23 protein-coding genes and 1 riboswitch are annotated in these 26,476 nt (G+C 68.8%); of the genes, 9 read left to right on the top strand and 14 right to left on the bottom strand.

Features of this window, described 5'->3' with window-relative positions; genetic code table 11:
• Positions 1–29 precede the first annotated feature (29 nt).
• The 4 genes from ACFVIV_RS06425 to ACFVIV_RS06410 all read right to left on the bottom strand — a co-directional run bounded on the left by ACFVIV_RS06425 (position 30) and on the right by ACFVIV_RS06410 (position 4,966).
• Entirely contained in the window at positions 30–320 is a 291-nt protein-coding gene (locus ACFVIV_RS06425) for a hypothetical protein (RefSeq protein ID WP_379193762.1), read from the bottom strand.
• Positions 321–455: 135 nt separating this feature from the next.
• On the bottom strand, positions 456–1,397 hold the full coding sequence (locus ACFVIV_RS06420; RefSeq protein ID WP_379193761.1) for an alpha/beta fold hydrolase: 942 nt from the start codon (positions 1,395–1,397) through the stop codon (positions 456–458).
• Positions 1,398–1,697: 300 nt separating this feature from the next.
• Positions 1,698–3,653, bottom strand: coding sequence for an acyl-CoA dehydrogenase family protein (locus ACFVIV_RS06415; protein WP_379193760.1), 1,956 nt, complete (start codon positions 3,651–3,653; stop codon positions 1,698–1,700).
• A gap of 128 nt (positions 3,654–3,781) precedes the next feature.
• Entirely contained in the window at positions 3,782–4,966 is a 1,185-nt protein-coding gene (locus ACFVIV_RS06410) for an AAA family ATPase (protein ID WP_379193759.1), read from the bottom strand.
• Between the two features lie 186 nt (positions 4,967–5,152).
• Between ACFVIV_RS06410 and ACFVIV_RS06405 the strand changes: the two genes are divergently transcribed.
• The 3 genes from ACFVIV_RS06405 (at position 5,153) to ACFVIV_RS06395 (ending at position 6,870) form a co-directional block, all read left to right on the top strand.
• The gene (locus ACFVIV_RS06405) at positions 5,153–5,404 is read left to right on the top strand and encodes a hypothetical protein (RefSeq protein WP_379193758.1); all 252 of its coding nucleotides are present in this window, start codon (positions 5,153–5,155) and stop codon (positions 5,402–5,404) included.
• Between the two features lie 182 nt (positions 5,405–5,586).
• Positions 5,587–5,747: riboswitch (cyclic di-AMP (ydaO/yuaA leader) on the top strand.
• Positions 5,748–5,765: 18 nt separating this feature from the next.
• Positions 5,766–6,413: a C40 family peptidase gene (locus ACFVIV_RS06400; protein ID WP_379193757.1), complete on the top strand. Its 648-nt coding sequence runs from the start codon at positions 5,766–5,768 to the stop codon at positions 6,411–6,413.
• A 58-nt stretch (positions 6,414–6,471) separates the two neighbouring features.
• The gene (locus ACFVIV_RS06395; protein WP_379193756.1) at positions 6,472–6,870 is read left to right on the top strand and encodes an RNA-binding S4 domain-containing protein; all 399 of its coding nucleotides are present in this window, start codon (positions 6,472–6,474) and stop codon (positions 6,868–6,870) included.
• Positions 6,871–6,880: 10 nt separating this feature from the next.
• Here the strand turns inward: ACFVIV_RS06395 and ACFVIV_RS06390 are convergent, their stop codons facing one another.
• The 4 genes from ACFVIV_RS06390 to ACFVIV_RS06375 all read right to left on the bottom strand — a co-directional run bounded on the left by ACFVIV_RS06390 (position 6,881) and on the right by ACFVIV_RS06375 (position 11,711).
• A complete protein-coding gene (locus tag ACFVIV_RS06390; RefSeq protein ID WP_379193755.1) occupies positions 6,881–7,273 on the bottom strand; it encodes a hypothetical protein in 393 nt (130 codons plus the stop codon).
• Between the two features lie 237 nt (positions 7,274–7,510).
• Positions 7,511–10,171 (bottom strand): acyltransferase domain-containing protein, encoded by a 2,661-nt coding sequence (locus ACFVIV_RS06385; protein ID WP_379193754.1) that lies wholly within the window; start codon positions 10,169–10,171, stop codon positions 7,511–7,513.
• Between the two features lie 203 nt (positions 10,172–10,374).
• The gene (locus ACFVIV_RS06380) at positions 10,375–10,536 is read right to left on the bottom strand and encodes a type II toxin-antitoxin system VapB family antitoxin (protein ID WP_379193753.1); all 162 of its coding nucleotides are present in this window, start codon (positions 10,534–10,536) and stop codon (positions 10,375–10,377) included.
• Between the two features lie 206 nt (positions 10,537–10,742).
• A complete protein-coding gene (locus tag ACFVIV_RS06375; protein WP_379194192.1) occupies positions 10,743–11,711 on the bottom strand; it encodes an NAD(P)H-dependent flavin oxidoreductase in 969 nt (322 codons plus the stop codon).
• Positions 11,712–12,040: 329 nt separating this feature from the next.
• Between ACFVIV_RS06375 and fadD5 the strand changes: the two genes are divergently transcribed.
• Positions 12,041–13,612 carry a fatty-acid--CoA ligase FadD5 gene (fadD5, locus tag ACFVIV_RS06370; protein WP_379193752.1) on the top strand — a complete coding sequence of 524 codons (1,572 nt, stop codon included), beginning with the start codon at positions 12,041–12,043 and terminating at the stop codon, positions 13,610–13,612.
• A 45-nt stretch (positions 13,613–13,657) separates the two neighbouring features.
• Entirely contained in the window at positions 13,658–14,266 is a 609-nt protein-coding gene (locus ACFVIV_RS06365; RefSeq protein WP_379193751.1) for a cysteine hydrolase, read from the top strand.
• Here the strand turns inward: ACFVIV_RS06365 and ACFVIV_RS06360 are convergent.
• Positions 14,263–16,635 carry a YbhN family protein gene (locus ACFVIV_RS06360; protein ID WP_379193750.1) on the bottom strand — a complete coding sequence of 791 codons (2,373 nt, stop codon included), beginning with the start codon at positions 16,633–16,635 and terminating at the stop codon, positions 14,263–14,265. The genes ACFVIV_RS06365 and ACFVIV_RS06360 overlap by 4 nt on opposite strands.
• A gap of 226 nt (positions 16,636–16,861) precedes the next feature.
• On the opposite strand from ACFVIV_RS06360, the gene ACFVIV_RS06355 reads away from it, so the two are divergent.
• Positions 16,862–17,485 (top strand): GDSL-type esterase/lipase family protein, encoded by a 624-nt coding sequence (locus ACFVIV_RS06355; protein WP_379193749.1) that lies wholly within the window; start codon positions 16,862–16,864, stop codon positions 17,483–17,485.
• Here ACFVIV_RS06355 and ACFVIV_RS06350 read toward each other — a convergent pair.
• Positions 17,462–18,976: a threonine/serine exporter ThrE family protein gene (locus ACFVIV_RS06350; protein WP_379193748.1), complete on the bottom strand. Its 1,515-nt coding sequence runs from the start codon at positions 18,974–18,976 to the stop codon at positions 17,462–17,464. The genes ACFVIV_RS06355 and ACFVIV_RS06350 overlap by 24 nt on opposite strands.
• 128 nt (positions 18,977–19,104) lie before the next feature.
• Here ACFVIV_RS06350 and ACFVIV_RS06345 point away from each other — a divergent pair, with 128 nt between their 5' ends.
• Both ACFVIV_RS06345 and ACFVIV_RS06340 read left to right on the top strand, forming a co-directional pair.
• The gene (locus ACFVIV_RS06345) at positions 19,105–20,019 is read left to right on the top strand and encodes a LysR family transcriptional regulator (protein ID WP_379193747.1); all 915 of its coding nucleotides are present in this window, start codon (positions 19,105–19,107) and stop codon (positions 20,017–20,019) included.
• The gene (locus tag ACFVIV_RS06340) at positions 20,019–20,921 is read left to right on the top strand and encodes a LysR family transcriptional regulator (protein ID WP_379193746.1); all 903 of its coding nucleotides are present in this window, start codon (positions 20,019–20,021) and stop codon (positions 20,919–20,921) included. The genes ACFVIV_RS06345 and ACFVIV_RS06340 overlap by 1 nt, the downstream gene beginning before the upstream one ends.
• On the opposite strand, the gene ACFVIV_RS06335 is transcribed toward ACFVIV_RS06340, so the two are convergent.
• Positions 20,918–22,465, bottom strand: coding sequence for a phytoene desaturase family protein (locus ACFVIV_RS06335; protein ID WP_379193745.1), 1,548 nt, complete (start codon positions 22,463–22,465; stop codon positions 20,918–20,920). The two genes, ACFVIV_RS06340 and ACFVIV_RS06335, sit on opposite strands and share 4 nt — an antisense overlap.
• Before the next feature lie 25 nt (positions 22,466–22,490).
• Positions 22,491–23,396 (bottom strand): NADP-dependent oxidoreductase, encoded by a 906-nt coding sequence (locus tag ACFVIV_RS06330; RefSeq protein WP_379193744.1) that lies wholly within the window; start codon positions 23,394–23,396, stop codon positions 22,491–22,493.
• Between the two features lie 67 nt (positions 23,397–23,463).
• Here ACFVIV_RS06330 and ACFVIV_RS06325 point away from each other — a divergent pair, with 67 nt between their 5' ends.
• Positions 23,464–23,886, top strand: coding sequence for a winged helix-turn-helix transcriptional regulator (locus ACFVIV_RS06325; RefSeq protein WP_379193743.1), 423 nt, complete (start codon positions 23,464–23,466; stop codon positions 23,884–23,886).
• Here the strand turns inward: ACFVIV_RS06325 and ACFVIV_RS06320 are convergent.
• Together ACFVIV_RS06320 and ACFVIV_RS06315 are read right to left on the bottom strand one after the other, a co-directional pair.
• A complete protein-coding gene (locus ACFVIV_RS06320; RefSeq protein WP_379193742.1) occupies positions 23,876–24,508 on the bottom strand; it encodes a class I SAM-dependent methyltransferase in 633 nt (210 codons plus the stop codon). The genes ACFVIV_RS06325 and ACFVIV_RS06320 overlap by 11 nt on opposite strands.
• 13 nt (positions 24,509–24,521) lie before the next feature.
• On the bottom strand, positions 24,522–26,429 hold the full coding sequence (locus tag ACFVIV_RS06315) for a DUF6301 family protein (RefSeq protein WP_379193741.1): 1,908 nt from the start codon (positions 26,427–26,429) through the stop codon (positions 24,522–24,524).
• Positions 26,430–26,476 lie beyond the last annotated feature (47 nt).

Below are 26,476 nucleotides of genomic sequence, written 5' to 3'. Positions count from 1 at the left end.
TCAGGGGAAGCCCCTGAGAGCTATGAGAGTTATTTGGTTCGCGGACGGGAGTGGAAGCCGAGTCCCTCGTCCTGGGCGCCCATCCAGGCGGCCTCGTCCGACTTGCTGTCGGGGACGTAGATGACTTCCTGTTGTCCGCTGCGGGTGACCTGAGGCGGGGGCGCCTGCTCGAATTCCTCGGCGTCGATGACGAGTCGTTCCAGGTCGTTCTCCAACCGGCGCACCATATTGGCCTCGCCGTACTGCGAGCGCAATGCGCTGACGCACTGCCGGAGCTGGCCGACCGCGTAGCGGAGTTCCGCAATCTCGCTGCGTGTCATCGAAACCTCCTCGAGCCGTGTGACAGACCACACATTATGATCTACAACACAGTACGCGACGATAGTGAATCCGTCTCGCGACGATGGCATAACCGCAGGTGGGGGGCCTGTCCCGGGCTGCGCCCGGCCCGCGATTCAGCCCGCGATGGCGTACTCCGGCCCGCACTCCGGCTCCCGCCCGCGCATGGCCGCCACCGCCCGATCCACCAGCCCGGCGATGGCCGCCGCCACCTCCTCGGCGCGCTCCAGGATCACGCTGTGCCCGGCCCCGTCCAGCCGCACCAACTCGGCGTCGCCGAGCTGGGAGGCCAGCACCACCGAATGCGCGAACGGAATGACGATGTCCGCCGAGCCCGCCAGCACCAGCGCGGGAATCCGCCCCAGCCGGTGCAGGGATTCGTTCTCGTCGAAGCGCATGAGCGAATCCAGGAAGCTCGACATGGTCAGCAGCGAGGTCTCGTTGAGCATGGCCGTCGCCACCGCCAGCACCCGTGGGCTCACCTTGCGGGTGCCCAGCGCCGCCTCCCGCATGATCGGCTCGAAAATGCGCCGGCTCCAATGCTTGGAGGCCTGCATGGCCCGCGGCGCCCGCCGCACCGCCGCCTGCAGCGAGGCCACCGCCGGGCCGTTCAGCAGCCGCCCCACGCCGACCCGGGTGACGCTGGAGGCCGCGCCCGCGATCAGCCCCACGCCGATGATCCGGCAGCCGATGGCCTCCGGGAACAGCCGGGCGTAGGCGAGGATGGTCATGGCGCCCATCGAATGGCCGACCAGCACAACCGGTCCGGTGGGGACGACGGCCCGCAGCACGGCATCGAGGTCGCGGCCCAGTTGCTCGATGGTGTAGGTGGCCGGATCCGCGTCGCCCGAATCCCCGTGTCCGCGATGGTCGTAGAAGACCATGTGGATGCCCTCGCCCCAGCGCGGCGCCAGATGCTCGCGCAGCAGCGCCCAGGATTCGGTGCGCAGGCAGTGGCCGTGCAGGAACACCACGGTGACTTCGGCCGCGGGCGAACCGAATTCACGTACCGCGATCGGCACGCCGTCGTCAGCGCTGACGATGAAGTGGGTGGACATGACGTGCTCCTGACGAGTCCGCATCTTGCCCGGTTGTCGATAGTCATTGCCGCGCCGTTAACCGCCTACACCAGGCGTTATGTACAAGTTGTCCAACTGCCGCCGATGATCGACAAGCGGAGCGGCGCGTGCGGACTCCCGATCTCCCGGCCGTTCTCCCGAGGTCTCGTGGGAAATCTAGATAAATCTAGTGATCATGCTAGAAATCTGTAGATATTGACGAAAGCCCGGTCGCGACAGCAATCTGCCCCTGTCTAGCCATGAAGCTAGACAGGGGCAGATTTACCTCGAGACCGCGACCTAGGTGGCCGCCGGGGCCTTGGTCGACGGCAGGAACGTGCGCAGCAGGTTCTGCTCGGCCGACGGCCCGAACTGCCATTCGGCGATCCACGGCCCGGTGCCCTCGCTCGGATCGAGCGCGCCGCCCTCGATGAACTTGTAGCGACCCTCGAGGATGCCGCGGGTCAGCTCGGTATCCGCCGCATCGGTGTTGTCCCAGAGCGATTCGAACAGCTGCCGCACCCGGACCCGCGACTGCCGGCAGAAGACCTCGGCCAGCTCCTCGGCCGCCACCCCGTCCGGATCGCCCGCCACCCGCAGGGACTGGGCCTTCACACAGGCCGCCGCCATGGCGAACAGCTCCGCGCCGATATCCACGATGCGGCCCAGGAACCCTTGCTTGTACTCGAGTTTCGCCTGCCAGCGCGCCATGCCGTACATGAGCGCCCGGGCCTGCTTGCGCGACATCCGCTCGACGAAGCGCATGTGCCGGGCCAGCGGGCCGAATTCACCGAAGCTCACGGGCGCGGTGCCCGAGCCGACGGTCAGCTGCGGGAACCACTTGGCGTAGAAGCCGCTCGCGCCGACCGCCGCCTTGGCCTTGTCCCTGGGCGCGGCATTGCGGTCGACCAACGCACCGGCCGCCGCCATATGGGCGTCGGCCATCTCGCGGGCGATGAGCAGCCGCATGATCTCGCTGGAGCCCTCGAAGATGCGGTTGATGCGCAGATCCCGCACGAGTTGCTCGGCGCCGACGGCGCGTTCGCCGCGGGCCGCCAGCGAGGCGGCGGTCTCGTAGCCGCGCCCGCCGCGGATCTGCACCAGTTCGTCCGCGATCGAGCAGGCCATTTCCGAGGCCCACAGTTTGGCCAGCGCCGCTTCGATGCGAATGTCGTTGCGGTTCTCGTCGCACATGGTGCCGGACAGATCGAGCACCGATTCCAGCGCGAAAGTCGTTGCGGCGATATAGGACAGCTTGGACCCGACGGCGGCGTGCTCGCCGACCGGGCGGCCCCACTGCACGCGGGTGGCGCTCCATTCCCGGCCGATCTTGAGCGACCATTTGGCCGCCGCGGTGCACATGGCCGGAATGGCGAGGCGGCCCGCGTTCAAGGTGGTCAGCGCGATCTTCAGGCCGTCGCCTTCCCGCCCCACCAAATTGCGTTTGGGAACGCGCACATTGTGCATGCGGGTGACGCCGTTCTCGATGCCGCGCAGGCCCATGAACGCATTGCGCCGCTCCACCGTGATGCCCGGGCTGTCGGCTTCCACGATGAAGGCGGAGATGCCGCCGCGATGCCCCTCGCTCTTGGGCACCCGGGCCATGACGACGAGCAGTTCGGCGACCACGCCATTGGTGGTCCACAGCTTCACGCCATTGAGTTCGTAGGCCTCCCCGTCGGCGGTCGGGGTCGCGGTGGAGGCCATGCGCGCCGGGTCCGAGCCCACATCCGGCTCGGTGAGCAGGAAGGCGCTCACCGCCCCTTTCGCGCAGCGCGGCAGGAACTCTCGCTTCTGCTCGGGTGTGCCGGCCAGCTTCAGCGGTTCGGGCACGCCGATGGACTGGTGCGCCGACAGCAGCACGCCGAGGCTGGCGTGCGCCGAGCCGACCAGCATGAGCGCCTTGTTGTAGCCGACCTGCGACAGCCCGACACCGCCGTATTCCTCGGGAATCTTCAGTCCGAAGCAGCCCAATTCGGCCAGCCCGCTGACATATTCGTCCGGAATGCGTCCCTCGGCCTCGATCCGCGCGCCATCGATGGTCTTGCAGTAATCCTCCAGCCGGGCCAGATACGCCGCGCTCTTGGCGGCGTCCTCGGCACTGGGTTGGGGGAACGGATGGATGAGGTCGAGCCGGAACCGCCCGAGAAACATCTCCTTCGCGAAGGATGGCTTGGCCCAAGTGGTTTCGCGGGATTCCTCGACCAGTGCCCGGGCCTGCTCTTCGGTGGCGTCGACTTTCGCTGTGGTCGCCATTTTTCTCCTCCTCGGAGGTGATGAGAATCACATTCGAGTGTAGGAGCCTTTGTTACCCACCGGTAGTCATTGGCAAAGATCAAAAACCCTTGTTACGCAATGATCTTGGTTGGTTGGCGAATTCTCGGTTACTGCACCCCGCGTAAATAGCGGCCGAAGTGCGGCACGGTGAATCCGATGGTGCCGCGCTCGGCCGAATAGATGAGGCCCTTCTTGATCAGACCGTCACGGGCCGGTGACAGCGAGGCGGGTTTGCGGTCGAGCTGCTTGGCCACCGCCGCCGTCGAGACCGGGCCGTCGTCTCCCGACAAATCGGCCATGGCGCGCATGTACTCCCGCTCGGCCGGGGTGGCGCGTTCGTAGCGGGAGCCGAAGAAGCCGACCGCCAGCTCCTCCTCGGCCGTCGGCGCGGCCACCGCCACATCCTCGGCCGTGATCGGCGACTGCGCGGCGGCATCCCAGGTCGCCTTCCCGTACGCCTGCACGAAATACGGGTAACCGTCGGCCTTGCGGTAGAGCGCCTCCAGGGCTTCGTGGCTGTACTTCACGTCCTCGCGCTCGGCCGGGGCGATGAGCGCCCGATCGGCCGCGTCGCGATCCAGGCGGTCGATGCGGTGATAGGAGAACAGGCGCTCGGAGTAGCTCTTGGACGCCGACAGCACCGCGGGCAGATGCGGCAGTCCCGCGCCGACCACGATCAAAGGCGCGGCGTCCTGGCTCAATTCGTGGCAGGCGCCGCACAGGGCGGAGATGTCGGCGGGGCCGAGGTCCTGGAGTTCGTCGATGAACAGCGCGATGCCGACACCGGTGTCGCGGGTCAGCTGCGCGGCCTCCAGCAGCAGCTCGACCAGATCGATCTCGATATCCCCGGAATCGGCGCGGCCGGTGACCGCCGGGACGTCGATGCCCGGATTCCAGCGTTCGCGCATGCCCTTGTCGGCGGTGGAGCGCAGCGCGAAAGCCTTGAGAATGCCCAGGAAATCGTCCATTTGCTCCGGATTGCGGTGTGCCGCCGCAATCGAGCGCACGGCCATGTGCAGCGCCGAGGACAGCGGGCGGCGCAGTTCCTGATCCGGGCGGGCCTCCAGCTTGCCGGTGCCCCAGCCGCGCGCGCGGGCCGCCGAGCGAAGCTGGTTGAGCAGCACCGTCTTTCCGACCCCGCGCAGTCCGGTGAGCATGACGCTGCGTTCCGGGCGGCCGCGCGCCACGCGTTCCAGCACGATGTCGAAGGCGTCGAGTTGGCGCTCACGGCCCGCCAATTCGGGTGGGCGCTGGCCGGCTCCGGGGGCGTACGGATTGCGCACGGGGTCCATGCCGGTCAACCATAGCGCGAGAATCCCGGATTATCCGGGCATCTATCGAAGACCCTAGAGGCGACTATCGATCGGCATGCACGCCGCGCCGCCGCTCGTTCCCGCGCCGGGCTTTCGCACTCCCGGAGTCGCTTCGGGTCTCTACTCTTATGACCGAGTCGCGGTCGATCCAGCGCAGGAGGGTTCATGTCGGAGGAAGCACCGCCCACCGTCGCGGAGGTGGTCGAATCCTGGAACGTGCCCGCCGAGGCGACCGTGGCCGCGCGCATTCGCAACAACATCCTGGTGGCCATCGAGCGCGGGTACGACGACCCGCAGCTGGTGGCTGATCTGGCGGTCGGCCCGCTGGTCATGGCGCTCGGGAAACTGGAAGTGGAGCTGGCCGACGCGCGCCGGCGCATCGAGGAGCTGGAGCGCGCCGTGGACGGGCCGCGGTAACGGCCGTTAACAGTCCGCTATGCCGAGTCGTGACCCGCTCAGTGGGATCGGAAATCGCGTGTCTGCCGGGCGTTTTGCAACGACACGCAACACGCGCGCCTGTTTGGGTGGACAACGCAGCCGCCTAGTCGTAATCTCTTCGTGACTTAGCGGAGTCTGTTGCTTCATCGGAGAGGCAGCCCGCGACGTTACCGCCTAATCGGAGACGAGCCTCAAATTCGTCCTCGAGCCGGGGACCCACTCTTGTTGGGGTGAATCTCCTTCGGCCGCAAGCCGTCGGAGTAGGGCCTACTTGCTGGCCCGAACCCGTCAGCTAACCCGGTCGGTGGTCAAGAGCAAGGAAGATCGGAGACACGGGTCGGTGGGTAAGCACAGCTTGCAGCGAGAATCTCGGCTGCCGAATTCCGTCAAGGGCGCCGTTGTGATGGGCGCTCTCGCGGCCACGACGACCGGCGCGTTCCCGGCGATCACCGCCCAGGCCGCCACCGTCGAGATTCCGGGCATCGGCAATTTCGATGTGCCGGACGAGTTCACGCCCCAGGTGCAGCAGTTCAACCAGGCGGTCAAGGACTTCGCGGCCAATGTCCCGCAGGCCAATATCGACAACCCGGGCGTCAACAACAACTCCGGCTTCTTCGGCCTGCCGGAGATGATGAAGCCCAGCACCCCCGCGAACATCGCCCTCGAGGCCGCGCAGACCAAGGTTGGTGCGCAGTACTCCTGGGGCGCCTCGGGCCCCTACAGCTTCGACTGCTCCGGTCTGGTCCAGTGGGCCTACAAGCAGGCCGGAGTCGAACTGCCCCGCACCAGCTTCGAGCAGTCCCACGTCGGCGCTCCGGTCGCCTACGAGAACCTGCAGCCCGGCGATATCGTCATCACCAATGGCGGTGGCCACGTCGGCATCTACGCCGGCGACAACAAGCTCCTCAATGCCGTTCAGTCCGGCACCCCGGTCTCCTACACCCCCCTGCGCCCCGACATGGTGGTGACCGCGCGCCGCGTCGCGTAATCACCGGCACCCTGGCGCGGCCGTAAACGGCTTGCGCGCAGTGGGTAATGTCTAACCCGTGACCTCAGCTCTACCGAGCGAAGCGGCCCAAGCCCGTGTCGATTCCTGGGTTTGGGCCGTCAGGCTGTTCAAGACCCGCTCCGCGGCCGCCACGGCCTGCCGCGCCGGTCATGTGCGCGTGAACGGCGTGGCCGTGAAACCCGCCCACACTGTGAAGCACGGTGACGAGATCCGGGTCCGCATAGGCGGTTTGGAGCGGATCGTGATCGTCGAGCGCCTCATCACCAAACGCGTCGGCGCGGCCGTGGCGGTGCAGTGCATGATCGACAAGAGCCCCCCGCCGCCCGATCCGCAGCTCGTGGCAGCCCTCCCCCGGCGCGATCGCGGCTCCGGCCGCCCGACCAAACGCGAACGCCGCGAAACGGATCGGCTGCTCGGCCGCACCCCGGAGAACTGAGCGCCGCCGGCTACGGCATGGAGGCGATCTTCACCGGGATGGCGATGTTCTCGTCGGCGTAGTAGATGGCGCACGTGCGGTGGTACCCGTCCACGATCTGCGCCGGTACGCCCTTGCGGAAGTCACCGCGCACCATCAAGATCGGCGACAGCGCCTTCCCGGCGACGATCTTCTCCATGTCCTTGCGCACGTGCAGGTTGTACATGGGCAGCAGTTCCAGCTGCGCCGCTCGCAGCAGATCTTTGGCCTTCTTGTGCGACAGCTCGACCGCCCGCAGCTCCTCCACCACGGTCTTCACCACGCTCGGCTCGGCCAGCATCTCCAGATAGTCCGCCGCCGCCGGATAGTCGTGCTCGTCCGGCGTGCTCTTCCATTTCACTGCGACCGTCGGCTCCGATGACATCCCGCCATCATTCCCGCGCCGCCCGGCCACCCCGGCCCGACACGCCACGCAAATTCACCTGGTCAGGATGATCCGGCGACGTGGATGGCGGCGAGCGCCCGCCCCCCGAAGTCCACGGGTGAAGTCGGCCGGATCGCCGTCGGCCGGCTCGACGCGATGCAAGGCGGCCACCGGTATCCCCGCTCGCCCTCGACGATCCAGTTCGCTATCCCGTCCAGCGGCGGATGTGGCGCGCGGTCAGCCGGCCGTCATGATCCGTCGGCGTGGATGCGCGTCGGTGAGCGCCCGCACCAGCGCCGCACCCGCGGGGGCGCAGACCACGGTGAAGTCGGTCGGGTCGCCGTCGGTCAGCTCGACCAGGTTCGAGGCGGCGACCGGTTGCGGTTCCCGGATGGCGTGCACGACGCCGCGGATGGGGACACCGAATTCGCGGATGTCCTGCAGGGCGATCGCCAGATCGTTGCGGTCGCCGGTATCGCAGCGCACCACCACGATTCGATCCTCCAACCCCTCCAGCGGCGGGGGCAGCGCCCGGGGCACCCGGGCCAGCACGACCACATCGCGGGCGCCGGAGTCCAGCAGCCAGCCCACGGCCGCCGCGCCCAGCTCGCCGAGTCCGCCCGCCACCACGTAGGTCCCCTCCGGCCGGATGGTGACCGACGGGAAGCACGGGCCCGGCGGGTCGGGAATCGTTCGGCTCCGCCAATGCCGTTGCGGCGGCGCGGCGGTGTGCGGGCCGAGCGCGGTCCAATCGATGGCCCGCCCGTCGAGATACAGCCGCGCGATCGCACGCAGGAAGTCGCCGCTCTCGTCGGTGCGCGAGGCCACCGGATAGCTCGCCTCCCGGAACACCGGGTGCTCGCGCAGCACAGCCGCCAGGACCGGGTGCGGAGCGATCTCCAACACGGTCGAGATGCCCTCTGCCGCAGCCCGTTCCAGCGCGGCGGCGAGTTCCACCGGTCCCGCCGCATGCTCGCCCCAGTAGCTCGCGTCCATGCGCAGCACCGAACGAACCCCGATGGACCCCTCGGCCGCCGCACCCGCACCCGCAGTCGCCGCGCCGGTGGTGGCCGCGCCGGCGCGGCCGCTGCGGGTGCCGGGCTCGTAGCCGACCAGGCCGCTTCTCGCACCGGGCTCGTAGCCGACGAGGCCGCTGTTCGCGCCGGGCTCGTAGCCGCCCAGGCCGTTGTTCGCGCCGGGCCTGTGACCGACGAGGCCGCTCGCCCGCACGTCGCGTGTGGGTGCGGTGTCCTGCTCGCCGATCAGCGCGCCGCGCCGGGTCGTCGAGTAGATGGGTAGCGCCGGAGTCAGCGCTTCGATCCCCGCCAGGTCCATGATCAGTTGCGGGGCAATATTTCTCATGCGCGGGATGTGCACGGCAGCGGCCGGGCCGTCGGCGCTGATGCGCTGGGCGAAGATCGCGCGGCGGTGCGCGCGCCGGACGAGGGCATCGATATAGCGCGGTTCACCCGAGACGGTGATCGAACTCGGACCGTCGACCGCCGCGACGCCGATGACCTCGCGCATGGGCTCCACCAGGCGCATGGCCTCCGCGGGCGTGGCCTCCAGCACCGCCGCCGCGGCGTGGTTGCCGACGAGGGTCAGTATGCGGCCGCGCGCCACCACGATTCGGGCCGCGTCCGCCAGCGACAGCGCACCGCCCGTCACCGCGGCGGCGATCTCGCCGACACCGTGCCCGGCGACCGCGTCCGGCCGCACACCCCAGGCGGCCAGCAGTTCGGCCAGCGCCAGCTCGAAGGCGAACACCGCGGGCTGGCTGACATCCACCCCGGCCGCACCGACCTCGAAACCACTGTGCGGGTACCACACGCGCATTCCACCTGCTGCAGCAATCGCATCGGCGGCTGCGGCGAGCGCACCGGCGAATACCGGATAGCGCGCGGCCAGCGCCCGCCCCATCTGCGGATGCGCGCCGCCGCCGGAGAACAGGAACAGCACCCCACCGCCGCGCCGGCCCGCGGAGATCCCGAGAACGTCACCGCCACCGGGTCTGCGGGAACTTTCCCGGCCGGTCGGAAAGAGCGAGCCCTCCCGCGCCGGGGTCGCCGGCGTTGCGGTTTCGCACGCCGGAGTTGCTTGCGGGTCGATGCGCTGGGTCAGGGCGTGTAGGAGCGACTTCGCCTCGGCGCGGTCGTGGGCGAGCACGGCGGCGCGCACCGGCTCGGGCGTGAGTCGCGCTGTAGCTGAGGCGAATTCGTGCAGGCTGTGCGCCGAGCCCACCGCATCGGCCCACCGTCGGGCAAGCTCGTGCACCGCGGCCGGATCGCGCCCGGACAGCGGTATGAGTGTCGGCGGCTCGTCAGCGGGTTGCGGTGATGCGGGGTCGAGCCGGTCGCGGGAGCCCGCGGTGTTGCGGCGGGTCAGGGCGATCCGCGCCTCGAGATCGGACGGGGCGGGGAAACCTATTCCGCTATCGGTGATTTGGGCGTATTGCCGGGTTCTGCGGTGTGTGGTGTCGGTGCTGCGCTGGAGTACCAGCACCGTGCACAGATCCCGGTCCCCGGGTATCTCAATGCCTGAAATGTCGGGAAGCAGGATGAGGTTCGTGCCGCCCGCAATTACGAACGGCACCGATTCGTCGGCCAGCAGGCGCATGGCGGTATCCACCGCCACCAAGGGCGAAGCCCGGTCGCTGTCCACCATGAGGCTGGGCCCGTGCAGGTCGAGGGCCTTCGAGAGTTGATGTGCGCTGTTGACCGTCCGCCGGGAGGTGCCCGCGGTTCCGAACACCACCCCCGCGCGCGAGCCGGGGGCCAGGCAGCCGAGTCCGGCATCGTCCAGGGCTTCCACCGCGACTTCCAGGATGACGCGCTGGCGCGGTCCGAGCCCGGCGGCCTCGATATCTCCGATCCCGAACCAGTCGTGATCGAAATCCATCCCCGGCGCCCGGCAGCCGACCCCGACGACGGACACCGCCTGCGGTGCCGAATCGGATGCTCTCGTACTCTGCCGCACAGGAATTCCCTCCCGCGTCCGGCGGGCTCGCCGGGGTACCCCCGCGATTCTGCCAAGATTTCGGCGAGCCCAGAAGAGCTTTCGGGTACGTGCTTGTCACCCGCCATTACGGGCGGGGTCAGTGACTACGAGGCGGTCGGAAAAGGATGCTCGAGGTCCTCCGCGGAGGCATGCGAGCTGAAGAACCGTAATGCCAGATTCACCGCGTCCTGTTCGGAGCGTACCCCCGAGATGGCCATGGTCCGGCGCAGCGCATCGTCGTCGAGATAGATACGAGTGATTGCCATTTCGGCACCTCCGCACGTCCGTCGGTAAGGAAAGCATGACGGATCGGCGGGCCGCAGTCACCCGATTGGCGGGAGTATTCGCAGATTTTGCTAAGCGATCTTCGCTGGAATTGTCTGGGACGTACGGGCTTTCGACCAGCCCGAACGGTGAAAGCCCCGCGGCGAACGAATCGCTGCGGGGCTTTCGGGCGTTTCGGGAAGCCGGGTCAGGCGAGCATGCCCGCGAGGCGGGCCTTGATGAGCTCCTCCGCCTCGGCGACCATGCGCGAGACCAGCTCGGCGCAGGTCGGGATGTCGTCGATGAGGCCCTGCACCTGACCGGCGGACCAGATGCCGGCGTCCAGATCGCCCTCTTCGAACACGCGGCGGCCGCGGGCGCCGGCGACCAGATCGCGGACGTCCTCGAACTTCCCGCCGGCCTTCTCGATTTCGACGACCTTGCGGGAGATCTCGTTGTCGGCCACGCGTGCGGTGTTGTGCATGGTGCGGAAGATGAGCTGGGTGGCACGCTCGGAGTTGGCGACGATCTGCTCCTTGACCGTCTGGTGGATGGCCGACTCCTGGGTGCACATGAAGCGGGTGCCCATGTTCACGCCGTCCGCGCCCAGCGCCAGCGCGGCGACCAGGCCGCGGGCGTCGGCGATGCCGCCGGAGGCGATGACCGGAATGTCGAGGGCCTTGGTGGCAGCGGGAATCAGGATCAGGCCGGGAACGTCGTCCTCACCCGGGTGGCCGGCGCATTCGAAGCCGTCGATGCTGACGCCGTCGACGCCGATCTTCTGCGCCTTGAGGGCGTGCCGGACGCTGGTGCACTTGTGCAGCACCTTGATCCCGGCTTCCTTGTAGTACGGCAGGAAGGGCTCCGGGTTGGAACCGGCGGTCTCCACGATCTTCACGCCGGAGTCGATGATCGCCTTGGCGTAGTCCTGGTACGGCGGCGGGTTGATCGACGGCAGGATGGTGACGTTCACGCCGATGGGCTTGTCGGTCAGCGCGCGCGCCTTCTCGATCTCCTTCAGCAGATCGCCGGGCGTGGGCTGGGTGAGCGCGGTGATGATGCCGAGGCCGCCCGCCTCGGAGACGGCGGCGGCGAGTTCGGCGCGGCCGACCCACATCATGCCGCCCTGCACGATCGGGTGCTCGACCCCGAAGGTCTCGGTGAACCTGGTACGCAGCGTCACGGTGTCCTCTCCTACCTCTCGCAACTGGCCTGATACTCGCATAGTTGCATATGCGGTTCAACCCCGATGTGAGTCGGAGTTTGCACTCGAAACAGCGCTGTGCCGCCCCGACCTGGGGATAACCCCGCGCGCGAGATCTCCGTGTCAAGATCGTATTACCGGCTCTGAGCTGGGAGTTGAACGAATGATAATTTTCGGCCCAAACCTTCTCTGTAACCCTTGTCACGCCAAGAAGTTAGGCGGTATTCTCGCGCTCGATCACCCGTCGACGCCGCCGGAGCAGCCGGTGCACACAGGCCGACGGTCCGAGAGGAGTTCTGCACATGAGCGCGGGTTTCCAGCCGCTTGACGAGCCGATCCGGTCGCGGCGCAATCACTGGGTCAACCAGGTCGCCACCCACGCGGCCATGCGCCCGGACCAGGTGGCCTTCCGCTTCCAGGGCACGGACACCACGTGGTCGCAGCTGCACGAGCGCTCGGAACGCTTCGCCGATGCGCTCGCCCGTCGAGGGGTCGGGTTCGGCGATCGGGTGCTGCTTCTGGCGCTCAACTATGTCGAGTACATCGAGGCGGTATTCGGCATCAACGCCCTCGGGGCCATCGCGGTGCCGGTGAACTTCCGGCTCACCCCGCCCGAAGTCGCCTACATCGTGAGCGATTCGGGCGCGAAGGCCATCGTCACCGACACGGTGCTGCAACCGCTGGCCGCCGCGGTGCGGGCGCAGGCTCCGGAACTGGCCACCTGCGTGGTGATCAACGGCCAGAGCGGCGACGGCGTCATCGGCTATGCGGACTTCCTGGCCGAACCGGGCGAACCCCATGCGCCGCTGGACATTCCGGAAGACACCCCGTGCCTGATCATGTACACCTCGGGCACCACCGGCAGCCCCAAGGGCGCGGTGCTGTCCTACGCGAACATGAACGCCCAGGCGCTCACCTGCATCCGGGCCATGGAGATCACCCCGGAGTCGGTGGCCTTCTGCACCTCGCCGCTGTTCCACATCGCCGGCCTGGGCAGCCTCACCCCGTACTTCGTGCTGGGCGGCAAGACCGTGCTGCATCCGCTGGGCGCGTTCAATGCCACCGAATTCCTCGACGCCATCGAGGCCGAACAGGCCACCACCGCCTTCTGCGTGCCCGCGCAGTGGCAGATGATCTGCGAGGAGCCCAGCGTCAAGGAGCGCAAGCTGGCCCTGCAGGCGCTGTGCTGGGGCGCGGCCCCGGCCTCGGACACGGTGCTGCGGGCCATGGCCGACTGCTTCCCGAACGCCTTCAATGTGGCGGTGTTCGGGCAGACCGAGATGTCGCCCATCACCTGTGTGCTCGACGGCAAGGACGCGCTGCGCAAGCTCGGCTCGGTCGGCAAGCCCATCCCGACCATCCAGGCCCGCGTGGTCGACGAGGACATGAACGATGTCGCCCCCGGCGAGGTCGGCGAGATCGTCTACCGCGGCCCGACCATGATGTCGGGTTACTGGAACAAGCCCGAGGCCACCGCGGAAGCCTTCGCGGGCGGCTGGTTCCACTCCGGCGATCTGGTCAAGCAGGACGAGGAGGGCTTCGTCTGGGTGGTGGACCGCAAGAAGGACATGATCATCTCCGGCGGTGAGAACATCTACTGCGCCGAGGTGGAGAACGTGCTGTTCGCGCATCCGAAGATCCACGAGGCCGCCGTCATCGGCAAGGCGCACGAGAAGTGGGGCGAGGTGCCGGTCGCGGTGGTGGCGCTGGCGCCCGGCGTCGAGGAGCTCACCCTCGCCGAACTCGAGCCCTTCCTCAACGAGTCCCTGGCGCGCTACAAGCATCCCAAGGATCTGGTCGTGGTCGCCGAGCTGCCGCGCAACCCCAGCGGCAAGGTCGTGAAATTCGAACTGCGCAAGCAATTCTCGGCCTGATCACGAAAGCTCGCGCCGGATCCGGCGGTACGGCAGCATCGAGGGATGGATCTGGATCGCCGCGGCACCGCCGTGCTCGCCCTGCACTGGCAGGTCAATGTCATCAAGCCCGAGGGGTTCTTCGGGCCCATGCTCGCCGCCCCGGTCGCCGACAGCGGTGTCGTCGACCGGGCGGTGGCCTTCCACCAGCAGGCCCTGGCGGCCGGATTGCCGCTGATATTCACCCGATTCACCATTCCGGTCGGGGAGGGCGAGCTGGTGCGCAATACCGGGTTCATGCGGTCGGTCGCCGCGGCGCAGACCGAGTTCCGGCCGGATTCGCCCGGGACGCAGATCATCCCGGAGATGGCCGAGCAGGCGGCGGCCGGTGTGGTCTTCGACAATCAGAAGCTGTCCGGGCTGGCCGGCTCGGCGTTGCCGGACTGGCTGGTCGCTCACGATATCGACACGCTGCTGATCACCGGTGTGGCAACCAATCTCACCGTCGAGCAGACCGCCCGCCACGCCACCGATCTCGGATTCTTCGTGCACCCCATCGCCGACCTCATGGTCTCGATGCACGACGCCGCCCACGACGCGGCCTTGGCGAGTCTCGAATTGACCACCGACGGTTGCCTGCTCGCCAAACAGGCCGAAGAGCGGCTGCGGCTCTAGATCATGTCGTTGGAGGTGAGCCAGCGCATGATCGGCCAGCCGCAGAACACCGGCAACCAGCAGGTGAGCACGCGGTAGAGCAGCACCGCGGGCACCGCGATGGTGGCCGGCACCCCGAAGGCCGCCAGACCGCCGATGAGCGCCGCCTCCACCGCGCCGACACCACCCGGTGTCGGCGCGGCCGAGGCCAGCGTGCCGCCGATCATGGTGACAATGGTGACGGTCACGAATCCGGTGCTGCCGCCGAAGGCTTCGATGCTCGCCCACAGCGCCAGCGCCATGCCCAGCGTGGTGGTGGCACAGCCGCCCACGATCATGGCCAGCCGCGCGGGCCGGGTGGCCAGATCGCGCAACTGCTCCACCACCTCGGCCAGCTGCGGCCGCACCTCGGTGCGAATCCAGCGCCGCACCGTGGGCACGAACATGGTCACGCCCAGCAGGCCCAGCAGCGCGCCCGCCACCAGGTACAGCACCGTCGCGCTCGGGACGAAATGCTCCAGGTTGGCCGAAACGCCCGCCGCCACACTGAAGAACAGCAACAGCACCAGATGGGTCAGCACCTGCAGGGTCTGCTGCAGGGCCACCGCCGCGGTCGCGCGCACCGCGCCCAGCCCGTTCTTCTGCAGGAATCGCACGCTCAGCGCGAGACCGCCGACACCGGCCGGGGTGGTGGTGGCGGCGAAGGTATTGGCCACCTGCATGAGCAGCAGATCCCGCCACTTCACGCCCTCGTTCGCGCACGCCCACAGCGCCATGGCCGCGCCCACGTAGGTCAGCGCCGACACCGCCAGACCCAGTGCGGCCCAAGCCCAATTGGCGGTGCGCAATTCGGTGAAGAAGGTCGGCGCGGAGCTGATGTACGGGTAGGCCACGTAGACCAGGCCGATGAGCAGCACCAGCTGGATGAACTGGTTGCGGGAGAAGCGGGTGATCTTGGCGGCCTCGATCCGGTCCTCACCGGTCTGGCGCGCCACCTCCTCGCGGGTGTCCTTCATGAGCCGGCCCGCATCGGCGGCGACGGCCTTGCGCACCGTCTCCGGGATGGCGGTCTTGGTGAGCCGCCGCGAGGCGTCCAGCACCGGCTGGGTGCCCATCACCTCGATGGCGGTGCGCACCGCCGGCTCGATGCCGAACAGCGCCGCCGTGGACAGCAGGAGCTGGGCGGTATCGGATTCGAAGCGCACCTGGTAGGCGCCGAACTCCGAGGCCATGAAACCCCCGAAACGCACCTCCCCGTCCACGATCCGGATGTCCTCGGCCCGCAACTCGCCGTGTGAGATCTGCGCCTGATGCATGGTGTGCAGGGCCTGCCACACCTTGGTGAGCATCTTCTCGCCGTCGTCGGCGGCCAGCGGGCGGCCCTGGGGCACGGTGTGCGCGTACAGCATCCAGCCGCGATCCAGCGCCGCCACGGTGAGCGGTTTATTGCTGCCCAGTCCCAGATCGCCGATGGCGATGCCCATGAGCGCGCGATGCTCCACCGCGCGGCGCATGGAGGCGAACATGGCCGGGGCCTCGCTGCTGCGCAGGGTCAGCCACCGCCGCAGCTGCCGCAGCGCGCGGCGGCTGCGCTGATTCTGGCCGTACATCTCCACCGTGAGCAGATCCGCGTCGGTGGTGGCCGACAACACCAGCGGCCCGCGGCCGCCGGGCCGCACCACCTTGAACGCCATCACCTGAAATCCGCGCTGCGCCAGCACCCGTACCGCCGCGTCGAGGGGAACCTCGAGGGCGGGCGTGCCGACCAGCAGCACGATGACCGCGCCCACGAACCAGCCCACGGTCAGCCCGAGCAGCGCGCGGGCCGGGACGACGAGACTGACCACCAGGTGGATGGGCACGAAGGCCAGCAGCAGCGTCCACCACCAGCGCCGCCAGGTGGGCGGCAGCCACGGGCTGGCGACCGTCAGCACCGCCGCCAGCATGGCGATCCAGCGCGGATCGTCGAGGAACTGCGACAGGAAGGTATTGACCTGCTGCGGTTGCGACAGATGCCAGCGCGGGGCATTGAAACCGGTGCCGGTGAAGGAGAACAGCAGGACCGCGATGAGGCCCGCGGACAGGAAGCCGCCCAGCAGTTTCCATTGCCGCCCCCAGGCCAGGCGCACCAGGATGGCGAACGGCAGGGCCAGGATGGCGATGCCGTAGAGGATGTAGACCAGATCCGATTGCTGCGGCGTGAGGAAGCCGACGATCTCGGAGACCGAATTCTCCAGGTTCTCCCACTGCGCGCGGGTGATGAGCGAGCCCACGATGACGATGGCGACCGCGGCCACGGACAGCACGACACGCAGAATGTCGCTGGTGCGCCGGATCCGCGGCTGCAGCAGGCTGCCGGAGACGGGAATCTCCCGTCCGTCGACTCGCATGTCCTATAGGCGCTTTCGGATCGTGGGAACTGCTTCGGTCCCATATCGGTCGGTCTGAGGTCTGCGGCGGCGGCCGGGATCACCGTCCATCCACGTCGCTACCGTAACCCGTACCGGCCACGCCGGTGAGACGCCCCGGCCCGCCACGCCGCACGGCGTGTCTGTTTATCCTGCTTAATCGGGACTTTCGGTGATCACCGGGTCCGCGTGCAAGGATCGATTGGTGGTGCTCGACCTCCGTGTGTGTTTCGTCGGTGAATCGTTCGTCGCGGGGGTCGGTGATCAGAAAGCCCTGGGCTGGGCGGGCCGGCTGGCGGCGCGGGCCATGGCCGCGGGGCAGCCGATGACCTATTACAACCTGGGTGTGCGCCGGGAGATCTCCACCGAGCTACGGGCCCGCTGGTCCGCCGAATGCACGCCCCGACTACCCGAGGGCTGTGACCGCCGGCTGGTGATCTCCACCGGAGTCAACGACAGCGTTCACGAAAACGGCCGCCCGCGGGTCGAATCCGAGCGATCGGTGGAAAATCTGGCGGCCATCCTGGCGGGCGCCCGGGACAAGGGCTGGACCACCCTGGTGGTCGCGCCGCCGCCGAATGTCGACGAGCAGCACAACGAGCGATTGCTCGATCTCGATGAACGTTTCGCCGCGCACTGCGAGAGCGTCGGCGTGCCCTATGTCCAAGTGCACCAGCCGTTGCGGGCCAACCGGATCTGGATGGGGGACGTGGCCGCCGGGGACGGCTATCACCCGAGTGCCGCCGGTTACGACGAATTCGCCGAGCTGCTGGCCCCGCACTGGCTGCTGTGGCTGACCGAACCGAGTTCAGGACTGCCCGTCGTCCGCTGACACCGGTTTCGGGTCCGCGGGCGGGACCACCGCGCGATCGATCGCCGGCACCGTCTTGCGCTGCGCGGGCGGCAGCAGCCAATCCACCATCGACGCCGTGCCGGGCTTCTTGGTGTTGATCAGACCGGAGCCGACCAGCACGCCGAGCGCGATGGCCAGCACCGACAGCAGCACGTTCACCAGCACCTGCAGGCCATTGGCGCCGGCATTGGTGACCAGCTCGGACACGGCGGTCAGGCCCATACCGCCGGGCACCAGCATCCAGAACGCGGGCAGGAACGCCACCTGCGAGGGCGGGGCATTGCGATTGCGCTGCACCAGATATGCGGTCGGCACCGCGATCAGCCCGCCCAGGAACGCGCCCAGCAGCGCACCGCCGGTGCGGATGCCGAACTGCTGGGCGAGGAAGGTCACGTACAGCACCAGCAGCAGCCAGAACAGCGATCTCGGCGGTGCGCTGGAGCGCCAGGAATGGCCGATCCCGATCAGCAGCACGCCCAGAATCGGTGCCCACCAGCCCAATTGCGAGCCGAACGGACTGTCCGGCGGCTGCGGGCCGAGGAACTGCAGGCCGATGTAGATGCCGAAGGCGAGCAGCAGCAGCTTGTTCATGCCCGCGATGGTGCGGCTCGCGCCCGCCACCATGGACCCGGTCGCCAGCTCGATCGCGCCATTGGTCAGGGTCGCGCCGGGCAGCAGGCCCGCGACGGCCGGAATGAGCAGCTGCGAGGGCGTGCCGCCGCCGATGGCGTGCGGAAAACCGAAGGCCAGCAAGGTCACCAGCGCACCGGCCGTCACCGGCAGGGCGAGCGAGAGCAGGGTGAAGCGGTCGGCCAGCAGCACCAGCAGCTGCACCACCAGGCCGAGCACCGCGTACCCGGTCAGCGCGTGCACGGTGGGATTGAGCATGAGGCCCAGGCCGACGGTGAGCACCACATTGCCGACCAGCATGAGCCAGACCGCGGTCGGGCGTTTCGAGGCGAGAATCGCTTCGAGCTGCTCGGTGACCTCGGTCGGCGGCGGCAGTTCGTGTTTCATGGTGTCGAGCAGCCGATACATCGACGCGATCTGATCCAGCCGCAGGGTGTCGGTGGAGGCGGTCTGCAGATCGACCGCCGAGCCCCGGGAGTCCTGCACCCGCACGAAAACGCCGGTGGGCAGCACGAAGAACTGCACCTCGTCGGCGCCGTAGCGGCCGGCGGTGTCGTCCAGGATCTGCTGGACCCGATCGGTGGTCTCGCCCGATCCGATGAGCATGACGCCCAGCAGGCGCAGCAGATTGAGCAGATCCGCGGAGACCGGCGGTTCCTCCGGCGGCGGCGGATCGTGCAACTCGTGCGCGCCGGTGCGGGTGACCACCCGGCGCACCAGCCAATCGTCGAAGACCCCGCCGGCTCTGCGGGCCATGCCGGTCAGCCGCCTGCCGACCGGAACGGCGCCGGGCGCGGGCCGTGGCCGCGCCCGCAGGTGCCGTGGTCCGGTCGTGCTCATGTCGCCTCCTCGATTCCGTCTCCGTTCTACTCGCGGATCCGGAAACAGCAACTTCGTGGCAAATGCACCCTAGCGTGTAGCCGACGCCGGGCTATGCCTACGGGGCGGTCCGTCCATAACCTGGTGGCATGGATATCGATACGCGACTGCTGCGTTACTTCCTGGCGGTCGCCGATACCGAGAACCCGGCGCGGGCCGCACAGCGGCTACACGTGGCCCAGCCCACCCTCGCCACCCAGATCAAACAGCTGGAACAGCAGCTGGGGGTGGAACTGTTCATCCGGTCCCGGGCCGGCTGGACGCTCACCGCCGCCGGGAAGGTGCTCGCCGCGCAGGTGCCGGGCCTGCTGGCCGGCTGGGATCGCATCCTGCGCGACACCAAGAGCGATGCCAGCCGGGCGGCGCGGGTACTGCGGCTGGGCCTGGTGCACAGCGCGGCCGAAGGCTATATCCCCGAGATCATCCGGGTCTTCCACCGGCTGCACCCGGACTGGCAGGTCGACATCCACTCCGGCGGCTGGACCGATCCGACCGCCGGACTCGACGAGGGCGATGTGGACGTCGCCCTGCTGCGACTACCGTTTCCCGGGCAGGACGGCTATCACGTGCGCGAGCTGTTCTCCGAGCCGCGCTGGATCGCACTGCCGGAGAACCATCCCCTCGCCGACCGCGAGGACATCGCCTTCCGGGAACTGTGGGACGAGCCCTATGTCGCCTCGCCCGCGGAAACCGGGTGGTGGCGCGACTATTGGATGGGCCTGGACTCCCGGCCTGCCGACACCGCCATCATCGGGGCCATCGCGCGCAGCACCGACGAGTGGCTCAATGCCATCGCCAATGACTTCGGGGTGAGCTTCACACCGGCGTCCACCGCCCGCACCAATGCCCATCCGGGCGTGGTGTTCCGGCCCGTGCACGGCATCGGGCCCACCCGGGTGGCGCTGGTGTGGCCGGACGCCTCGGAGGCGGATCCCGTTGTGCGGTACTTCATCCGGTGCTGCACCGACATCATGAGCCGGCAGGACGGGCGGAGGACTTCCTGATGGATATCGACACCCGCCTGCTGCGGTACTTCGTCGCCGTCGCCGAGGAAGGCCATCTGACCCGGGCGGCGCGGCGGCTCTACATTTCCCAGCCCGCGCTGACCAAGCAGATCAAGCAGCTCGAACAGCAACTGGGCGTGGAATTGTTCGTGCGCTCGCGCAGCGGGATGGCGCTGACCGAGCCCGGCCGCGTGTTCGCCGAGCACGCGCCCGCCGTGCTGGCGGGTTGGGATCACCTGCTGCGGGTGACGAAAAGCGGTGCGAGCCATGCCGGCAAGGTGCTGCGCATCGGGTTCGTCGCCAGTGCGGCCAATGAATTCACGCCCGAGATCATCGCGGCCTTCCGGCGCGCCCATCCCGAATGGCGGGTGGACATGCGGGAATTCGGCTGGCTCGACCCCACCGCCGGGCTCGCGGACGGCGAGGTCGACGCGGCGCTGGTGCGGCTGCCATTTCCGGGCGAGGACGCCTATCACACCCGGGAGCTGTTCACCGAGCCCCGCTGGATCGCCCTGCCCGCCACGCATCGGCTGGCCGAGGCGGCGGAGATCGAATTCCGTGACCTGTGGGACGAGCCGTTCGTGGCCGCCCCGCCGGAAGCCGGTGGGTGGCGGGACTTCTGGATGGGGCTGGACGCCCGCCCCGCCGAGACCGCCGTCATCGGCGCCATCGGGCACAACACCGACGAATGGCTCACCGCCATCGCCAATGGGTTCGGGCTCAGTTTCACCCCCGCCGCCTCGGCGCGCTACTACCCGCGGCCGGGCATCGTCTACCGCCCGGTGCGGGGCATCGGACCGAGCCGGGTCGCGATCGCCTGGCCCGGCGCCTGTGATGCCAATCCGGTTGTGCAAGAGTTCATTCGCTGCTGCGTGCAGGTCTGTGTAACGAGCCGGAACTAGCGGCCGAGCACCGCCATGGCGGCATTGTGCCCGCCGATACCGCTGACCCCGCCGCCGCGGACCGCGCCCGCGCCGCACAGCAGGATATTGCGGTGGCCGGTGGCGACGCCCCACCGCGCGGCCGGGGTGTCCGCGGGTTCGGTGCGGAAGGGAAAAGCCAGGTCCGCGTGGAAGATATTGCCGCCGGGCAGGCCGATCTCCTGTTCCAGGTCGATCGGCGACTTCGCTTCGATGCAGGGCTCGCCATTGCCGTCCACGGCGAGGCAGTCGCGAATGGGTTCGGCGAGGACCGAATCCAGTTGGGCGAGAGTGGCATCCACCAACTGCTTCTTCACGCCTTGCGGATCGTCGGCGAAAAGCCGTGCAGGGGTGTGCAATCCGAACAGCGTCAAGGTGTGCATGCCCTGTGCGATCAGGTCGGGCGCGAGAATCGACGGGTCGGTGAGGGTGTGGCAGTAGATCTCCGAGGGCGGTGCGGAGGGGATGCGCCCACCGGCGGCCTCTCGGTAGGCCCGGTCGAGCTGGGTCGCGGACTCGGCGATATGGAAGGTCCCGGCGAAGGCCGTGCGCGGATCCACCGAGGCATCCCGCAGCCGAGGCAGACGGCGCAGCAGCATATTGATTTTGAGTTGTGCGCCTTCGGGTTTGGTCGCCTGCTCGCCCAGCAGGTGTGCCAGTTCGTAGGGTGCGGCGTTGACCAGGACGTGGCGGGCCGCGACCGTGCCGCCGGTGAACCGCACGTCGGCGGTATCGCCGTCGGTGTCGATGCCGGTGACCTCCCGACCGGTCAGGATTTCCGCACCCGCGGCACGAGCCGCCCCCGCCAGGGCGTCGGTGAGCGCACCCATGCCGCCGACCGGCACATCCCAGTCGCCGGTGCCGCCGCCGATCACGTGATACAGGAAGCAGCGATTCTGCCGCAGGCTCGGATCGTGGGCGTGGGTGAAGGTCCCGATCAGGGCATCGGTGAGGACGACGCCGCGCACGGTGTCATCGGTGAAGGTCGCATCGATCGTTTCGCCCAGGGGGCGTTCGAAAATCGCGTCCCAGGTCGCGGAATCGCCGACTATGCCGCGCATTTCGTCACGAGACGGCAAGGGCCGGGTGAGGGTCGGGAACACGCGCTGCGCGAGGCGGCCCGTCGTCTCGTAGAACTGTTGCCACGCAACGAAATCCCGATCCGACCCGGTGACCCGGACGAAGCTCTCCCGGGTGCCCGCCTCGGAGCCGTTGTCCACCAGCAGCCCGTGCTCCCCGACCGGCGTGTACGACGAGATACGCCGCCGCCGGGTCTCGAAGCGCAGCCCGAGATCGTCCACGATCTGCCGCGGCAGCAAACTCACCAGATACGAGAACCGCGACAGCCGGGCGTCGACCCCGGCGAACACCCGCTCGGAGACCGCCGCGCCGCCGGTATGGTCCTGCTTCTCCAGCACCAGCACCGAGCGTCCCGCCCGAGCCAGATACGCGGCCGCGACCAGGCCATTGTGCCCACCGCCGACCACCACCGCGTCGTACCGAGCATGTGCCGGTGCATCCGTCATGCCTTCGACTGTAGGCCGCCCGCCGCTACACCTCCGCCCACGGCACGAGCACGATCTTGCCGCGCACCCGCCCGGCTTCGCCCAGCTTGTGCGCCTCGGCCGCCTCGTCCAGCGGCATGACCCGCTGCACCTCGACTCGCAGTCGTCCGCGTTCGACCGCATCGGCGAGTTCGCGCAGTTCCCTGCTCGAGGGCGCGACATGGTGACGGTGATAGCGGGGATCGGCCAAGGGCCGCTCACCCTGGGCATCGATGAGCCGGCCGCCGGGATGCAGAACGGTCAGCGATCGCGCGGTGTAGTCGCCGCCGACGAGATCCAGGACCACGTCCATGCCGGTGAGAACGCCGGTGAAATCGGTGGTGGAATAGTCGATCGGCTCGTCGATGCCCAGGCCGCGCAGGAATTCGTGATTGGCCGCGCGTGCGGTGCCGATCACGAATGCCCCGCGACCCTTGGCGATCTGCACCGCGAGATGCCCCACGCCGCCCGCCGCGGCATGCACCAGGACCCGCTGCCCCGGACGCACCTCGGCCAGCGCCTGCCAGGCGGTCAGCGCGGCGCTCGGTAGGGCGGCGGCGTGCACATGATCGATGCCCGCGGGCTTGGCGGCGAGGAAATCGGCCGGGGTGACGGTGTATTCGGCATACGCGCCGGCCCGGCTGAGCACCATGCCGAAGACCGCGTCGCCCGGCCGGAATCGCGTGACCTGCCGGCCGACCGCGGCGACCACCCCGGAGACGTCCAGGCCCAGGGTGAACGGCGGCGGGCCCAGCTTGTCGATCGCACCGGAGCGCAGTTTCCGATCCGCGGCGTTCACCGACGTGGCGGCGACCCGCACCAGCACCTCGGCGGGGCCGGGCCGCGGGATGTCCACCTCCACGGTCTCCAGCACATCGGGTCCGCCCAGGGTTCGCTGACTGATCGCCTTCATGCCCACGATTCTTCGCAGCAGTGGTATCTGTTGGAAAGAAGGCACTTTCACGATCCCGAGGTTCCCGATGGATACCGTCTCCGACGTCCGGCAATCCGCCAACCTGGTGGAGGACTATCTACAGCGGTGCCCGGCCCGCGATGTGCTCGCGGTGCTCGCCGACAAATGGGTGCTGCTGGTCATGGGCGTGCTCCGGGCGAGCGAGGGGCCGGTTCGCTTCAACGAACTGCGCCGCCGGCTCGACGGGATCACGCAGAAGATGCTCACCCGGACACTGCGCGAACTGGAACGCGACGGCCTGGTGCGGCGGGCCGTCTACCCGACGGTCCCGCCGCGCGTCGAATACTCGCTGACGCCGCTCGGGACGGATCTGGGGCGGCTCACCCATGCCATGGGGCAGTGGGCGCAGCGCAATGTCCACGAGATCACCGCGGCGCGGACCCGGTTCGACGAGCGGGCGGCGCGAGCGGTGGAACCGGTCAGCCCTTGACGGCCAGGACGCAGGCCTGCTGGAAGCGTTCGTCCGGGCGGGGTTCCCGGATCAGGCGGGCGATGGTGCGGAAGCCATTGCGGTTCAGGGTTTCCGCGAAAGTGTCCGGGGCCCAGCGGTAGCCGGGGGTGACCTTGTGGTCGAACTGCTGGACGCCGTCCTCGGCGGCGAAGAAGCCGAAGAGGGCGTGGCCGCCGGGGCGCAGGACGCGGGCGAATTCGGTGAGGATGGCGGGTATGCGCTCCGGGGGTGTGTGAATGATGGAGTACCAGGCCACGATTCCGCTCAAGGCGGCGTCGTCGAGGGCCAGCTCCTCCATCGAGCCCACCTCGAAGCGGATGCCGGGGTGGTCGATGCGGGCCAGGCGGATCATCTCCGGGGACAGGTCGAGGCCGAAGACGTCGAGGCCGAGGTCGCGCAGGTGGGTGGTGAGCCGGCCGGGGCCGCAGCCGAGATCGGCGACCGGGCCGGGGGCGCCCTCGCGGACGTGGGCGGCGAACACCTCGAGCATGGCCCGATCGAAGGGGCTCGTCGCCAGGTGGTCCCGGAACACGGTGGTGTACAGCTCGGCCACGGCGTCATAGGCGTCCCGGGTGGCCCGCACATCGTCGACTTCGGTCACGCCACAACGGTACTCAGGAGCCGGTCGCGCCCGTCGAGGGTGAGCGCAGGCCCTGGTCCATGCCGTCGATGCGGACGGACCAGGTGGTGTCGGGGGTCATGCGGGTGCGCAGCGGCCACAGGGCGAACTCCACGAAATGGCGGTGATCGCGGAACAGGGCGGGCAGGCGCATGCTGTGCCGCCAGCACGCGCGGTCCACGCCGGGGCGCTGCCAGCCATTGCCGAGCATGAGGTCGGTGACGCGGGGGGTGAGGCCCAGGGCGGCTTCGGTGTCCAGGTGCACCAGCAGGGCGTCCGGGGTGCGGACCAGATGGGTGGAACCGCGGGTGCCGGCGTCGACGATCACCTCCTCGCCCTCGGGGGTCTCCAGGACCAGGCCGGCCAGATCGTCGAAGAACTGCCGCCATTCGCGCCCGGCGGCGCGCTGACCGGTGTGCTGTTGTTCGAGCACGAGCCGGCGGGTGCGTTCGGCCGGGTTCACCAGGTACAGGTCGACGGTGTCGTGCTCGGCCACCAGGCCCAGGGTCAGTCCCGGGGTGGCCCATACCGGGCCGTGGGCCTGCCCGATGACGCCGTGCACCGGGGTGCCGAGTTCGGCGCGGAAGCCCTCGAGGGCGCGGGCGAACGCCGCGGTCAACTGCTCGCCGACCTCGGCGGGGAGACCCTCGTCGAACAGGTGGGATTCGATGCTGTCGCTGAGCGTGACGCGGATCGATTCCAGGCGATCGCCGTCGAAGGTGAATCTGGCGCGGGGATCGTCGATGTGCAACGGGGTGCCCGCCCAGACCGTGCGGTCGGAAGCGCCCGCATTGCCCTGCGGAATCCACCCGGCCGGCCCGCTGAAGCGTTTCAGATCCCCGCGCTGCCAGGTCCAGTCGAAGGCCCGCGCCGCCACCGCGATCTCGATGCCGCCCGACACATCCACCGCCAGCGGACCGGTGTCGAATGCGGAAATGGCGTGCTGCCGCAGGAATTCGGCCCGCTGCGACCGCGACGTCGGATGCGGCGGAATCCCCAGCGGCGCGATATCCAGATCCGCCCCGCCCTCCACCCAGGCATCGGCGACGAGATCGGTGGTCGCCCGCACCGCCAGCGCCCGCAACCCCTCCACCAGCCGGGTCGCGAACCGGCTCACCGCCAGCGTGCCCGCCTTGCGCGGCAACCGCCGCCACCAGTTCGCATCCCCCGGCGCCGCCCATCCGTCGGCGATCAGCCGCTGCTCCACCTCGGCCCCGTATCGCCACGTGGGATCGACGAATTCACTGCGGCTCAGCTCCGCGTATAGCTCCTCCCCCGACACATTGACCTGCACATACCGGCCGCCCGGCGCACTGACCACCAGCCGCGCCCCCGCCGGCAGCGTCTCCAGGAACCCGGCCAGATCCTCGGCCAGCCGCCCCCACCCGCCGAGTTCGGCGCGCCGCCGCGCCCCTTCGTGCCTGCGCTCCATCCAGAACAACTGCTCGGCCGGATTCACCAACAGCACATCGACCGTATTGTCCCCAACCGCCAGCCCTGCCACCAGATTCGGAAACACCCACCCGGGCCCCTCCTCCGGTCCGGCCCCGTTCTCCGGTTCCCCCCACCGCTCGGTGAACGTCTCCCGCAACCGCTCCAACGCGTCGTTCAGCAGCTCCGAACTGCCGAACCCACTGCGAGCCGGACAATCCGACACCGTCACCCGCACATACCCCAGCACCCGCGGACTCCCCCAGAACATGGCCGAATCCCACCAAACCCCCAGCCCGGTCCGCGAGAATACCGCCCCCCGCCGCATGGTCCCCACCGGTTCGGGCGCACTCCATCCCAGCTGCCGCGCGAATCCGGCGATATCCCGCGCATTCCATTTCCACTTGAACTCCAGGGCAGCCCTGACGATCTCGACCGCCCCCGCAGTGTCCACCCGAACTTCGAAGCCCACCCAGCGACACTAACTCCGTCCGCCCCCGCCCGCTGGCGCGCCGCCCG

The sequence above is a fragment of the Nocardia sp. NPDC127526 genome (assembly GCF_042672265.1).
Lineage (GTDB): Bacteria > Actinomycetota > Actinomycetes > Mycobacteriales > Mycobacteriaceae > Nocardia.
Note: the sequence above shows the minus strand (reverse complement) of the source record. Positions and strands in the feature narration are given on the sequence as shown.

What these genes read in the sequence shown, in the direction of transcription:
- ACFVIV_RS06425 (WP_379193762.1), bottom strand. Translation starts at nt 320, where the DNA reads ATGACACGCAGCGAGATTGCGGAACTCCGCTACGCGGTCGGCCAGCTC.
- ACFVIV_RS06420 (WP_379193761.1), bottom strand. Translation starts at nt 1,397, where the DNA reads ATGTCCACCCACTTCATCGTCAGCGCTGACGACGGCGTGCCGATCGCG.
- ACFVIV_RS06415 (WP_379193760.1), bottom strand. Translation starts at nt 3,653, where the DNA reads ATGGCGACCACAGCGAAAGTCGACGCCACCGAAGAGCAGGCCCGGGCA.
- ACFVIV_RS06410 (WP_379193759.1), bottom strand. Translation starts at nt 4,966, where the DNA reads ATGGACCCCGTGCGCAATCCGTACGCCCCCGGAGCCGGCCAGCGCCCA.
- ACFVIV_RS06405 (WP_379193758.1), top strand. Translation starts at nt 5,153, where the DNA reads ATGTCGGAGGAAGCACCGCCCACCGTCGCGGAGGTGGTCGAATCCTGG.
- ACFVIV_RS06390 (WP_379193755.1), bottom strand. Translation starts at nt 7,273, where the DNA reads ATGTCATCGGAGCCGACGGTCGCAGTGAAATGGAAGAGCACGCCGGAC.
- ACFVIV_RS06385 (WP_379193754.1), bottom strand. Translation starts at nt 10,171, where the DNA reads ATGGATTTCGATCACGACTGGTTCGGGATCGGAGATATCGAGGCCGCC.
- ACFVIV_RS06380 (WP_379193753.1), bottom strand. Translation starts at nt 10,536, where the DNA reads ATGGCAATCACTCGTATCTATCTCGACGACGATGCGCTGCGCCGGACC.
- fadD5 (WP_379193752.1), top strand. Translation starts at nt 12,041, where the DNA reads ATGAGCGCGGGTTTCCAGCCGCTTGACGAGCCGATCCGGTCGCGGCGC.
- ACFVIV_RS06365 (WP_379193751.1), top strand. Translation starts at nt 13,658, where the DNA reads ATGGATCTGGATCGCCGCGGCACCGCCGTGCTCGCCCTGCACTGGCAG.
- ACFVIV_RS06360 (WP_379193750.1), bottom strand. Translation starts at nt 16,635, where the DNA reads ATGCGAGTCGACGGACGGGAGATTCCCGTCTCCGGCAGCCTGCTGCAG.
- ACFVIV_RS06350 (WP_379193748.1), bottom strand. Translation starts at nt 18,976, where the DNA reads ATGAGCACGACCGGACCACGGCACCTGCGGGCGCGGCCACGGCCCGCG.
- ACFVIV_RS06345 (WP_379193747.1), top strand. Translation starts at nt 19,105, where the DNA reads ATGGATATCGATACGCGACTGCTGCGTTACTTCCTGGCGGTCGCCGAT.
- ACFVIV_RS06340 (WP_379193746.1), top strand. Translation starts at nt 20,019, where the DNA reads ATGGATATCGACACCCGCCTGCTGCGGTACTTCGTCGCCGTCGCCGAG.
- ACFVIV_RS06335 (WP_379193745.1), bottom strand. Translation starts at nt 22,465, where the DNA reads ATGACGGATGCACCGGCACATGCTCGGTACGACGCGGTGGTGGTCGGC.
- ACFVIV_RS06330 (WP_379193744.1), bottom strand. Translation starts at nt 23,396, where the DNA reads ATGAAGGCGATCAGTCAGCGAACCCTGGGCGGACCCGATGTGCTGGAG.
- ACFVIV_RS06325 (WP_379193743.1), top strand. Translation starts at nt 23,464, where the DNA reads ATGGATACCGTCTCCGACGTCCGGCAATCCGCCAACCTGGTGGAGGAC.